The organism is Prochlorococcus marinus str. MIT 9314, assembly GCF_000760035.1.
GTDB lineage: Bacteria > Cyanobacteriota > Cyanobacteriia > PCC-6307 > Cyanobiaceae > Prochlorococcus_A > Prochlorococcus_A marinus_B.
Window position 1 is genome coordinate 15385 of sequence record NZ_JNAO01000001.1, and the last position, 12727, is coordinate 28111.

General features: G+C 30.7%; 14 protein-coding genes. 9 read left to right on the top strand and 5 right to left on the bottom strand.

The window, feature by feature from the left end:
• Nucleotides 1-69: 69 nt before the first annotated feature.
• The gene (gene psb27 / locus EU98_RS08555; RefSeq protein ID WP_032514880.1) at nt 70-507 is read right to left on the bottom strand and encodes a photosystem II protein Psb27; all 438 of its coding nucleotides are present in this window, start codon (nt 505-507) and stop codon (nt 70-72) included.
• Nucleotides 508-533: 26 nt separating this feature from the next.
• Nucleotides 534-2336, bottom strand: coding sequence for a proline--tRNA ligase (locus tag EU98_RS08550; RefSeq protein WP_032514881.1), 1803 nt, complete (start codon nt 2334-2336; stop codon nt 534-536).
• Between the two features lie 174 nt (nt 2337-2510).
• On the opposite strand from EU98_RS08550, the gene EU98_RS08545 reads away from it, so the two are divergent.
• The 5 genes from EU98_RS08545 (at nt 2511) to lepB (ending at nt 4798) form a co-directional block, all read left to right on the top strand.
• Nucleotides 2511-2861, top strand: a complete 351-nt coding sequence (locus EU98_RS08545) for a hypothetical protein (protein WP_025887761.1) — start codon at nt 2511-2513, stop codon at nt 2859-2861.
• 96 nt (nt 2862-2957) lie between these two features.
• Nucleotides 2958-3212 (top strand): hypothetical protein, encoded by a 255-nt coding sequence (locus tag EU98_RS08540; RefSeq protein WP_032514883.1) that lies wholly within the window; start codon nt 2958-2960, stop codon nt 3210-3212.
• Nucleotides 3202-3756, top strand: coding sequence for an inorganic diphosphatase (locus EU98_RS08535; protein ID WP_011862531.1), 555 nt, complete (start codon nt 3202-3204; stop codon nt 3754-3756). Before EU98_RS08540 ends, EU98_RS08535 begins: the two co-directional genes overlap by 11 nt.
• A complete protein-coding gene (locus EU98_RS08530; RefSeq protein ID WP_032514884.1) occupies nt 3753-4109 on the top strand; it encodes a Spx/MgsR family RNA polymerase-binding regulatory protein in 357 nt (118 codons plus the stop codon). The genes EU98_RS08535 and EU98_RS08530 overlap by 4 nt, the downstream gene beginning before the upstream one ends.
• 29 nt (nt 4110-4138) lie before the next feature.
• Entirely contained in the window at nt 4139-4798 is a 660-nt protein-coding gene (lepB, locus tag EU98_RS08525; RefSeq protein WP_032514885.1) for a signal peptidase I, read from the top strand.
• A gap of 52 nt (nt 4799-4850) precedes the next feature.
• On the opposite strand, the gene EU98_RS08520 is transcribed toward lepB, so the two are convergent.
• Nucleotides 4851-6179 carry a histidine phosphatase family protein gene (locus EU98_RS08520; protein ID WP_032514886.1) on the bottom strand — a complete coding sequence of 443 codons (1329 nt, stop codon included), beginning with the start codon at nt 6177-6179 and terminating at the stop codon, nt 4851-4853.
• Nucleotides 6180-6295: 116 nt separating this feature from the next.
• Here EU98_RS08520 and EU98_RS08515 point away from each other — a divergent pair, with 116 nt between their 5' ends.
• The 4 genes from EU98_RS08515 to tal all read left to right on the top strand — a co-directional run bounded on the left by EU98_RS08515 (nt 6296) and on the right by tal (nt 11014).
• A complete protein-coding gene (locus EU98_RS08515) occupies nt 6296-7657 on the top strand; it encodes a CPBP family intramembrane glutamic endopeptidase (RefSeq protein ID WP_032514888.1) in 1362 nt (453 codons plus the stop codon).
• 85 nt (nt 7658-7742) lie between these two features.
• Nucleotides 7743-8171 (top strand): hypothetical protein, encoded by a 429-nt coding sequence (locus EU98_RS08510; RefSeq protein WP_032514890.1) that lies wholly within the window; start codon nt 7743-7745, stop codon nt 8169-8171.
• The gene (locus EU98_RS08505; RefSeq protein WP_032514891.1) at nt 8171-9922 is read left to right on the top strand and encodes a peptidoglycan D,D-transpeptidase FtsI family protein; all 1752 of its coding nucleotides are present in this window, start codon (nt 8171-8173) and stop codon (nt 9920-9922) included. Before EU98_RS08510 ends, EU98_RS08505 begins: the two co-directional genes overlap by 1 nt.
• A 90-nt stretch (nt 9923-10012) precedes the next feature.
• A complete protein-coding gene (gene tal, locus EU98_RS08500; protein WP_032514975.1) occupies nt 10013-11014 on the top strand; it encodes a transaldolase in 1002 nt (333 codons plus the stop codon).
• Between the two features lie 24 nt (nt 11015-11038).
• On the opposite strand, the gene EU98_RS08495 is transcribed toward tal, so the two are convergent.
• Both EU98_RS08495 and frr read right to left on the bottom strand, forming a co-directional pair.
• Entirely contained in the window at nt 11039-12172 is a 1134-nt protein-coding gene (locus EU98_RS08495) for an NAD(P)/FAD-dependent oxidoreductase (RefSeq protein ID WP_032514893.1), read from the bottom strand.
• On the bottom strand, nt 12169-12717 hold the full coding sequence (gene frr, locus EU98_RS08490) for a ribosome recycling factor (protein ID WP_032514894.1): 549 nt from the start codon (nt 12715-12717) through the stop codon (nt 12169-12171). The genes EU98_RS08495 and frr overlap by 4 nt, the downstream gene beginning before the upstream one ends.
• Nucleotides 12718-12727: the final 10 nt, after the last annotated feature.

Consider the following 12727-nt stretch of genomic DNA (forward strand, 5'->3'; position numbering starts at 1 on the left):
ATTATTTTTGTGCGAATATTTAATATATTCAAAAATCTTGGTTTACTTTTAAAAAGTAAATGAATTGTATCAACTTTCTCTTAGAACCATTTTTTCAGCAAGAGAAAATTCTTTGGTTAAACGCTCTTTAAGTTTATCGGGTAAAGGTCTACTTGCAAAGTTTTTGTAATGACCTGCCATAGCATTTAATGCTGTTTGCATTGTGGTAAATGATTGCGTTTTATTCACCATCCCTCTATTTCTATATCTAGAAATATAGTCAGTTATGAGTGTAAGAGCCTCACTTCTTACTTCATCTTTATTTGGAGAATCTTTTGGAGTATCAACAGCTGTTTGTAATGTTTTAACGACTGAAATTGTATCCTTTGTATAGTCACCTGTCATAGCCGTTTTAGCAGCTATGGAAGGGGAACTAAAGAGCGTAAAAACAACAATTAAGGATATTGCAAAAGATATGGCTTTGGTAAGATTTTTAAAAAATAATTTTGATGTCCATTTCATTAACATAACTTAGCTCCCAAAAAAAATAAGCCTCAAGACTTTTTATTGTACATTATTTTAGATTCGGAAATAAATGTTTCTAATAATTTATCAGTATTAACTTTTAGCTTAGTATTATTTGTTCTGCATAAAAGTTCTACTTCTTTATTAATAGAATCTCTGCCAATAATTATCTGAATAGGAATACCAATTAATTCCGCATCTTTAAATTTCACTCCAGCTCTATCGTTTCTATCATCAAGAAGGACATCAATTTTATTAATTAAAAATTTGTTATAAATTTCCTCAGTAAGGTCACTTTGAATAGGATCTTTTAGGTTTGTTGGGATAATAATAACTTCAAAAGGAGCAATCTGGATAGGCCAACAAATTCCTTTTTGATCATGATTCTGTTCGATAGCAGCTTGAGCTATTCTTGTCACTCCAATTCCGTAACAACCCATCCATAAATTTTTTAACTGACCGTCCTTATCAGAGAACTTGGCATTTAATTTTTCACTATATTTCTGACCTAGTTGGAAAATATGTCCAATCTCGATACCTTTTTTTTCTTTAAGTACTTCATCATTATAAATACTTATTTTATCTCCTTTTTTGGCATTCCTGATATCCCCAATTAGATAGTCTTTAGAATCAAAAGAAAATTCTTGAAAAACTTTATGGAAATTAACTTTATTCCCACCACTTATAAATTTTGAAAGGTCACTTGCAGAATGGTCAATTATTCTTGTCCATTTTTTTTCCCAATTAGAACTAGCTTTAATGGTTTTATTATCTAAATCTGGCCCGATAAAACCTAAGGGTAAATCAACTAGATTTACTTCGATAGTATTTTTGTCTTCAATCTTTTTAAGATTAATGAGATTTAAGTGATAAAGCTTATTGATTAAGTTAAAAAGCTTTACTTCATTTATGTGTTGATCGCCTCTTATGCATGCAAGAATTGGGACACTAAATTCACCTTCGAACTGTGCAAGGAATATTACTACTTTAATAATCTGACTTGGGTCTAGATTATTATTATCGCAAACTTCTAAGATTGTTTTTTGATGAGGTGTTTCCAACCACTCTGGAATATTATCTTTTAGTGGAATAGTTTGGGAGGGTAAAGATACAGCTTTTTCGATATTGGCAGCATAAGAACCACTTTCAGTGAACAAAATGGAATCTTCCCCAGCATCAGCAGTGACCATAAATTCTTTAGATGAAGCACCGCCAATTGCTCCACTATCAGCTTCAACCCCTACTGTCTGTAGTCCACAAGATTTAAAAATATTTTCATAAGCATTGCCCACCTTTTCATAGAAAGAAGCTAGATCGTTTTCAGAAGAGTGAAAAGAATAACCATCTTTCATTATAAATTCTCTACTTCTCATCAATCCAAACCTTGGCCTTATTTCATCTCTAAATTTTGTCTGAATTTGGTAAAAACATTGAGGTAATTGCTTATAGGAGTTTATGGTCTCTGATGCAATACTTGTGATCACCTCTTCGTGAGTTGGTGCTAAACCAAATTCTTTACCTTGTCTATCATTGAGGTAAAACATTATTCCTTCACCAGCGGTATATCCTTCCCACCTTTCACTTTTTTTCCATAAATCTGCAGGATGAAGTTGGGGTAATAGTAATTTTGTACAACCAATACTATTAAGTTCTTTCTCTATTATTGCGGATATTTTTTCAATAACTCTAAGCATTAGTGGCATATATGCATAAATACCGCTGTTAACTCTGCGGATATACCCAGCTTTTAACAGTAATTGATGTGAAATAATCTCAGCTTCAGAAGGTGTGTCACGAAGTGTCCCCAGAGGAAATGAGGTTGTCACGCGCATACAGAAAAATCCTTAATAATATTTAATTTTATCAATTAAGGTGAAAAAATAATTTAAAGTGTCTTGAGTCCCTCAACGCGGCTAGTCTAAGAATATTCTTTTTGCTAACTTCTTCAGTAATGAAGTTCAAACTCTTTAAAAAGTTCATTACTACTAAATCATTTTCTTAAGTTTATGGAAAATATAGATTCCAATATTTCTAGTGAAGAGGAATTAGTAGGTATTGATGAAGTTCAAAAATTCCTAAACAGATCAAGAGCTTCTGTTTATAGATATACAAATACAGATTTAAGAAATCTAAACCCTAGCTTTAATCCAAGAAAATTAAATCCCGAATTTAGAACTGATCAAAAAGATCCTTTAAAATTTCATCCTAATGAAGTAGCAAGATTTGCAAAAGATATTTTAAGAATTAAGGAGGTTACTGTTGAGGTTTTTAATACACCTTCCTCGGCTGCTCAAAATATACTGGTGCAAATATTGGAGGAACTAAAATCTATCAGGTCTTTGCTAGAAAAAGAGTAATTAAAAAGTTACTAATCAATGTTTTGATTTATTGACATTTTAAATGTAGGATAATGATGTCTAATTATCTCCTTAATCTTTACCAATTAAGAGTTCTTGAGTTACACGAAATCAAAGCAGTTTATTCAAAGTAAATCAAGTGAAGAATCTTCTCATGATTCTGCTCGAAATGATTTTGAAAGAGATGATGATGACCCCTTAAGTATAAGGAGTTTATCAATAACATCTTTAGGTATTATTGTTGCCTTTTTGACAATTTTTTTACCTTCAATAAGCATTTTAATTGGCAGACCTTTATCTCAAGGAAACGAGATAATTCATAATCACGATTTTAAAAAAGATGGACCTTAGTTCAATACCTCCATCTCCAATGAAGGGAATAGTGAATATTGTTGTTGAAATACCTGCAGGTAGTAGGAATAAATATGAATATTGCTCTGAAGCAGGAATAATGGCCCTAGACAGAGTATTACATTCTTCAGTTAGATACCCTTTTGATTATGGTTTTATCCCAAATACCCTCGCTGATGATGGAGCTCCCCTTGATGCAATGGTGATAATGGACGAACCTACTTTTGCGGGTTGTCTAATAAAAGCTAGACCTATTGGAGTTTTGGATATGCATGATTGTGGTGCATATGATGGGAAACTTTTATGTGTGCCTATGGCTAATCCTAGGCAGGCTAATATAGTTAGTATTAATCAAATTGCTCCTAATCAGCTTGAGGATGTTGCAGAATTTTTTAGAACAAGTAAAGGACTCGATGGAAGAACAGTTCAAATTGATGGTTGGAGGGATTTTGATGTTGTTGAAAATTTATTAAAAAGTTGTATGCCTCTAAAAAAGAAAAACTTTAAAGTACTTAAGAAATCAAATATTAGTAAATTAAATTGAAAAAAATAATTTTTTACAGTTATTTAAAATGCTCTACATGCCGAAAAGCTGCCAAGTGGCTTGAAAGCAAAAATTTTGAATATCAGTTAATTGATATTGTAAAAGAACCTCCACTTGTTAATTATTTAAATCTAGCCTTAGAACAATACTCTGATGATAAGAAAAGGATTTTTAATACAAGAGGTAAAGCCTTTAAAACTCTTAATCTTGATATTAATCGTTTGTCAAAGGAAGAAATTATTCAACTTTTTTTAAATGATGGCAAATTAATAAAAAGACCATTTTTGATTTCTGAAGGAAAAAAAGTAATATTAGGTTTTAATGAAATTGAATATGCAAAACAATTTATATAAGTTTAGACAATCAAGACTTTATTAATCCTATGAGTGGTTCCATAAAAAGTTTTTTAAAAGAATGGGGTCTACTAATTCTATTAACTTTTTTTGTTTCTTCTTGTAGATCGTTTTTTGCAGAACCACGTTATATCCCTTCTGGTTCAATGCTCCCAGAATTACAAATAAATGATAGGTTAATTATTGAAAAATTATCGCTAAGAAACTCTTTTCCAAAAAGAGGAGATATAGTTGTTTTTAACTCACCTTACTCGTTTGACAAAAAATTAATTTCATCAAGATCTAAGCCTTTACCAAAAAAAAGATATTGTTTTTTTATGAGTTTTCCTCCCATATCCTTTATTCCTGGTTTAAGGGATCAAGCTTGCGATGCTTATATTAAAAGAGTGGTGGCACTTCCAGGAGAAATTGTAAGTGTAAACTCTAATGGTGAATTAATTATAAATAATAAATTAATTCCTGAACCCTATGTCTCTTTTAAGTGCTCATTATCCCTATTTAGTAATTGTGGTAAATTTGAAAACATAAAGGTGCCAGAAGATCATTTTTTAGTTTTAGGTGATAATAGGGCAAATAGCTGGGATGGAAGATATTGGCCTGGAAGTAAATTTCTTCATAAAAAAGAGATAATTGGTAAAGCATATTTCAGATTTTGGCCTCTTAGCCAAGTTGGCTTTTTCAGTAAATGAAGCCTTTTTCTGACTCTGACTTCATCAAAATAAATTTTTAACAAGGCTTAATTTAAAGTGCTCCTGAAGCAGTTGAATCAAGTATTCCCCCTAGATGTGTTGTGATGTTTAGAGCGCTAATCACAGGGGGCTTATTGGGATCATTAAAAAGGTCAATTATAGTTATGCCGCCATTACCCTGTTTTATCATCCAAATATTTGAATAATTAATCCCAAGGATATTACAAATCAGAGTTTTATTGACTGCATCATGAGCAACCATGATGGTTTGATCATTATCCTTTTGAGATAAACAAATTTTGTCAAAAGCTTCTACTGACCTTTCTGATACATCTTTTATACATTCACCTTCAGGCATTATTACTTCTTCAGGTTTATCATGCCAATTTTTTAATAAAGTAGGCCACTCTTCTCTAATTTCTGCTTCCAATTTACCCTCCCATAATCCGTGACTGATTTCTACGAGTGAATCTATTTTCTCAATTTTTAAATCTTTGTTATTTTGAAGGATGATTTGTGCAGTCTCATAAGGCCTTTGCATTGAACTTGAAAATGCCTTATTGAAAGAAATATGTCTCAAATATTCAAAAGTCTTTCTAGCTTGATCTTTTCCGTTTTCATTTAAAGGGATATCAATTTGGCCTTGAAATCTACCTTCTTTGTTCCAGTTAGTTTCACCATGCCTTATAAGAAATATTCTGGAATCTCCAATTTTATTTGGAATATTTTTATTAAGATGGGAAGTTTGATTTAGGCATTCAATTTGAGTCTTATAAGAGTTTTCTTTTTTTGAAATATTGAGTATCGAGAAAGAAGCATTTTCTAATCTTATTTTTCTAAAACCTTGCTTAGGCTTTCCTAATAACAAGAGTATTAAACATCTGAGAATTGCATTATGTCCTACAATTAAAATATTTACATCTTCTTTGTCTAGATAAATTTTTAAAATATCTTCTACAAAATTTGTTGCTTGAAAAAATAACTCTTGAATTGGTTTATAAGTTTTATTGTCATTTCTTTTTAAGATAAGATTTTCTGGTTCATTTTTCCATATAGGGTAAATTTCTGGAAATTTCTCTTTTATTTCATCAATTTTTAGACCAGACCATTCACTAAGATCTACCTCTAGCAAATTATCGTCGAATACAATATTTTGTTCTTTATTGAAGGTCTTTTTAATTGTTTTTGCAGTCTCTGCTGCTCTTACAAGTGGGGAGGAAAAGATTTTATCGAATTTTATTTTTGATAATGCTTTTCCTGCTTTTCGAGCTTGTTCGTATCCTTCATCGGTTAATAATGAATCATCTGTTCTTCCTTGAATTAATCCTTTTGCATTGAAACTGCTTAGTCCATGCCTAACTAAAACTAATCTTATAGCCATTATATAAATTTGAAAATTAAGATAATTTAATCATCTCATGGCGTGATTAAAATAGATACATAAATATAAGGAAATTCAATGATAACTAACTATAGTTTTCAAGAATATAATAAATTATGATCTTTAAAAATACTTCAAAGTCAAAACTCACTTTAGCTTTTATTTCTATCGTCATAACTTTTTTTGTATGGCAACAAGGCTTAAGAGACAGTTTAAATAGACCATCTGTTTCATTTGATATTGGTCAAAAAGAGCAAGAAATTGCTGAATTATCTGTCCAATCAATACCTGAAAATCTTAAAAAATTTTTTATAATTAATGATCCAGTTGATCAAATAAATAAATCACTCTCTGAAGTCTCATTTGAAAAGCTAACAGAAAGAAATAAATTAATTCGAATAATTACTTCAGACTTAAGTGATCCTTTAATTTATAAAAATATATCCAAGGATTTTGAAGATAATAACTTTAAATTTCTGATTGATGAGATAGAAAAAAAATCTAATAATAATTTATATAAAGCAAATTCTGATAAATTTGATTTATTTAAAGGTGATAGATTTTTATATCACCTTTTAAGCAGGAAATTTGATTTTGACGATAGTGCATTAATAACAAAATCATTTTCAAGCAAGATGTTTTTTAAAATATTAGCCATCAGACTAATACCACTTTTAACAATACTTATTGGCTCTATTCTGGCTTTAAAAATATTATGGACAACCATATCTTTGAAAAAATTTGGTTGGAAAGAAATTAAATCCTTAGATTTAGAATTAATAGATATGGTTTTATTAATTGCAGGAGGATTTGTTGTTTTAGGAGAAGTGGTATCACCTTTATTTTCTATCAGTTTGGTTGAACTTTTTTCTAAGAATATCTCTAATGAATTGTCTCAATCTTTAAAAATTTTCTTTGGATATCTTTTTATGGCTATTCCGCCATTATGGATAGTTTTTTCTCAAATTAAATCCTTGAATGGTGAATTTAATTTTAAAAAGGATTATTTACAGTTCAATTTCTTGCCAATAAAATATTCAATTATTCAGGGAATTAAAGGTTGGTTAACAATTGTTCCTTTTGTTCTATTGATCTCTCTAATTATGAATAGTCTGATCGATAATCAGAATGGTAGTAACCCCTTGCTAGAAATTGTTCTTAATAATAATAATTACTTGTCATTTTTTCTATTATTTCTAACAACAACTCTATTAGCTCCTCTATTTGAAGAGATTATATTTCGCGGTATTTTACTACCTACTCTTTCAAGAGATTTTGGAGTAATTTCGGGCATCATAGTTTCAGCTTTTATCTTTGCATTAGCCCATTTAAGTTTGGGAGAAATGCCGCCATTGTTTGTTCTAGGGATTGGATTAGCAATTACAAGAATTGCTTCAGGGAGTTTGTTCTCTTCAGTGATTATGCATTCTTTATGGAATGGATTGACCTTCTTAAATTTGTTCTTATTGAGGACATAAAGAATTTAATTTTTTACTTGCGAATCACACAAAAAGATGTTTATTTAATTAGTAATACTCCTTTCATTTAAAAAATAAATCATTGATGAAACCTTATGGGAATCAACTTAATTTTAAAAAAAAAATTCCATATGAAGGTAAAAAAAAATCCGAAAAAATATCCATAATTAATATCAAATTAGTACATCAAATTTTCGATACCATTAATATCTCTCTATTGGTATTAATTTTTATCTTATTTTTCTTATCTTTTGATAGCCAAAGGAAATGGTCAAATACATATAAAACTTTATCTAAAACAAGAGCTATCAATAATAATCTTATTGATTATATTTCTAAAATTGAGGAATCTTATATTATTGAACTTGACTCGCTCAATATTTATAGGAAAACTAAACCTGAAGATTTAATTTATATAAATAAACTTACTGAAAAAAAAGAAAGTTCATTTAAGAAAAATTTAAATAGCCTCATTGAAGGTTTTAGTGATAGCAAATATCAAAGGGGATATTGATGAAAAAATACAAAAAAATTGTTAGTCTAATACCCCTTGATCAAAGAAGATTTAAATTTCTCTATATTTTTAGCTTAATTTTAATTTTTTGTTTGTTTGGTAGGTTAGTTAAATTGCAAGTCTTTAACGCCTCTGATTTGCAAAGGAAAGCTAGATTAATACAATCTTCTAAAACTAACTCCTTAAAAAAAAGGAGATCAATCGTTGATAGAAATAATAGAGTAATTGCTTACGATAAACCGCTCTATAAATTATGGGCCCATCCAAAATATTTTAATTTTCCTGGTGATTCAATTAACAGAGTTCGCAGTATTGAAGAAGTTACAGAAAAATTATCACCTATCTTGGGTATTAATGATGAAATACTCCTGAGGAAATTTAATAATAAAATGAGTGGTATAGAGCTTTGGGATAAAATTTCCGAAGAAAAGGCAGAAGAGATTAAGAACCTTCAAATAAGCGGAATTGATTTGTTTAAATATTCGCAGAGATATTATCCTCAAGGGGAACTTTACTCTAATCTTGTAGGTTTTGTTAATGATGAGAATGTAGCTTCAGCAGGTTTAGAACTTCATTTAGATAATCAAATTAAAGTTTTTAATAAAAGTAATTTAATAAAAAGAGGAGGAGATGGAACTCCTCTTCCGGATAATTCAGCACCAGGTGATTTTATTTCTGATTACAAAAGTTTAGGCTTAACTTTAGATTCAAAATTACAGAAAGCGTCATTCAATGCATTATCAAAGCAAGTAAGCAAATGGAAAGCAAAGAAGGGATTTGCCATAGTTATGGATGTTAATAATGGTCGGATTCTTTCCTTGGTTACATTCCCTTCATATGATCCAAATAAATTTTGGCAGTATGATTCTGAACTCTTTAGGGGTTGGTATTCTCAAGATTTATTTGAACCGGGCTCAACTTTTAAACCTATTAATCTTGCCTTAGCTTTAGAAGAAAAAATTATCCAGAAAGATGGATTAGTTGAAGATATTGGAGAGATTAATGTTGGAGGATGGACACTTTCTAATTGGGATAAAAAAGGTAACGGATATATTGACTATCCAAAAGTTTTGCAGGTTTCAAGTAATGTTGGGATGGTAAAAATAATGCAAAATTTAGAGCCTACAATTTATTGGGATTGGCTAAAAAATTTAGGTATAAATAAAAATTTAGAGACTGACTTATTTGAATCAACTGCTGGCCAGCTAAAGAAAAAAGATTTATTTGTAAATCAATCAATTGAGCCTGCTGTAACTTCTTTTGGTAAAGGGTTCTCAATCTCGCCACTTAAATTGGTTCAACTTCATGCAGCTCTAGCAAATGGTGGTTTTGAAGTGACTCCTCATGTAACCTCAACTTTCAGAGAAAGAGTTAATAAAAATCCAAAAAAACAATTTTTTTCACACGAGGTTTCTAAAACTGTTCTCGAATGGATGGAAAGCGTAGTTGATAAAGGTAGTGGATCTGGAGTGAAAATCGAGGGTTATAGGATAGCGGGGAAAACGGGCACTTCTCAGAAAGCCTTAAATGGTTCCTATACAAATAAAAAAGTTTGCAGTTTTGTGGCGACCTTACCAGTTAATGATCCGAAATATGCTGTCCTAGTAGTTGTTGATGAGCCATCTAAATCTTATGCATATGGTTCAACTGTTGCTGTACCAGTTGCTAAAGAAATTATCGAGAGTTTGATAGTAATTGAAAAAATACCTCCCAATATGAAAGATCATGGAATGATTGTTAAAAAACCCTAAAATTTTGCAATTTTATAAATATTTAGTTCATTATCTGATGATTTCATCAGGAATAAAAGCTAGTTTATGTATATGTATGATTATCTAGATATGAAATCAATTTTAGAACAATTGTCCTCAATGACCGTTGTTGTTGCTGATACTGGAGATTTAGATTCGATAAAAAAATTTCAACCAAGGGACGCCACCACTAATCCATCGCTAATACTTGCTGCTGCTAAGAACTCTAATTATGTGAAATTAATTGATAAAGCTTTAGAAAGTTCAGAAAATGCATTGCCCCAAGGATGCTCCGAAATTGAATTAATCAAAGAAACTGTTGACCAAGTTTCAGTATTTTTTGGAAAAGAAATATTGAATATTATTTCAGGGCGCGTATCTACAGAAGTAGATGCAAGACTGAGCTTTGACACTGAAGCTACGGTAGAAAAAGCGAGAAAATTGATCAATCTTTACAAAAATTTTGGAATTAAAAAGGAAAGAATTTTGATAAAGATTGCTGCAACTTGGGAGGGAATTAAGGCAGCTGAAATTTTGGAAAAAGAGGGTATTAAGTGCAACTTAACTTTACTTTTTAACTTCTGCCAAGCGGTAACTTGTGCCAATGCAAAGATAACTCTAATTTCTCCATTCGTTGGTCGTATATTGGATTGGCATAAAGCAAAAACTGGTAAAACTAGTTTTGTTGGTGCTGAAGACCCTGGTGTTATTTCGGTTACACAAATATACAAGTACTTTAAAGAAAAGGGATTCAAGACAGAAGTAATGGGAGCGAGTTTTAGAAATATTGATGAAATAAAAGAATTAGCAGGTTGTGATCTTTTAACAATCGCACCAAAATTTCTTGAGGAACTGAAAAAAGAAAAAGGAGAGTTAGTTAGAAAATTAGATGTAAGTTCTCAAATAAATAATTCTATTGACTACGATTTTGAAGAAAAAGATTTCAGACTAAGTATGCTAGAAGATCAAATGGCAAGTGAAAAGCTTAGTGAAGGTATCACTGGGTTCAGTAAGGCTATAGAAGAATTGGAAGAGCTTCTACTTAAGAGATATTCAGAGATTAAAAATCATAAATTGATTTCTGCTAACTAAATTTAAGTTTGAATTGAAAAGGAATTAAGTCCCACTTTTTGTTAAAAGTCTTCTGATAACTCTTTTTGCAATATCTTCATAACTCATTTCTCCTGATAATATTTGAGCAATACGCTTAGGCGCTGTTTTTCTTTTGACACCTAATTGGTATCCAGTTCTGGGGAATCTATAGAATACTTGGGCTATTCTTTTCCCCCAAGCCATTGATTTCCCCCAAATGTTGTTAATCTTTTTCGTATAAAGATTTAAATCATCTACTTTTCCTGCTAGGCACTGATCGATGTATTCTGCAGCATAAAAACTACTAATTAATGATGGTCTAATTCCTTCTGCTAAAAATGGATCACATAAAGATGCGGCATCTCCAACCGCTAAAACTTGGTCACCATTAATTGAGTGGAAGCCATTCCATATTCTCAGTTTCTTACTAGTCGTTTTATAAGTAAAATCATCAAAACCGAAGCTTCTGATTACTTGTTTATTTATAGCCTGATTTTCTACAAGACCATTATTTATAAAAGTACCTAAACCAATATTTAAGCTTTCTCTTAGGGGGAATGCCCATGCAAAACCATATTTTATAAATCCAAACTCAAATCTAACGGCATCTTTAGGAATATCACCTAACCCTTTCAGTCTTAATGAGATTGTGTTCGCAAATTTCGGTTTTTTTGGCCCTAAATTGAAATAACTAGCCCATTTCGATTGGGATCCATCTGCAACAACAAGAAATTTTGATTTATATTTTATTTTGTTATTGCACGTAATTTCCCATTTATCATTTTCTTTTATAATTTTTTCTATAAATAATGGTCTCATTATCTGAGCTCCATTACTTAGAGACTCATCAAGTAATAGTTGATCAAGTTTTTCTCTTTTAATAATCCAAAATGGGGATTCACCAGTCAGATCCGCAGTTACATTATCTGTAGCCTTCCATCTGAATTCAACATTCTTAATTTTTGATTCTATGGAATCTTTTATATCTAAAGGAAGAAATCTTTGCATTGAAGATGCCATCCCGCCAGCACATGGTTTGTAATCTTGTAATTTCTCTTTGTCGATGATTAAAACTGAATATCCTTTCTTCGATAGGTTAAGAGCGGTGGAAGATCCTGACAAACCTCCACCTATTATTACAACATCAAATTCTATCAAACTTTTAGAATTTCCTTTTCTTTTTCAGACAATTTAGTTTCTATTAAGGCAATATATTTATCAGTTATTTTTTGAATTTCAGATTGATTGTCTCTCAATTCGTCAATGGAAATAAGGCCATCTTTTTCGTCTTTTTTTTCTTTATCTACAGCATCTCTTCTGATATTTCTCAAAGCTACTTTCCCTTCCTCAGCATATTTAGAGGCTAATTTACAAAATTCTTTTCTTCTTTCTTCTGTTAACGGAGGAACATTTATTCTTATTACTTTACCATCATTATTTGGAGTAATACCTAAATCACTCATAGAAATAGATTTCTCTATCGCTTGTAAACATGAAATATCGAAAGGTTGTATTGAAATTGTTTGCGAATCAACAGTGCTTATAGTAGCAAGCGATTTGATTGGTGTTTCTGCTCCGTAGTACTCAACACTTACTCTGTCCAACAAAGAAGCATTAGCTCTGCCTGTCCTAATTGTATTAAAGTTTCTTTGTGTGGCTTCAATACTTTTATTCATATTTTCTTGAATTTCTTTTTCTTTCATAATAAAAAAA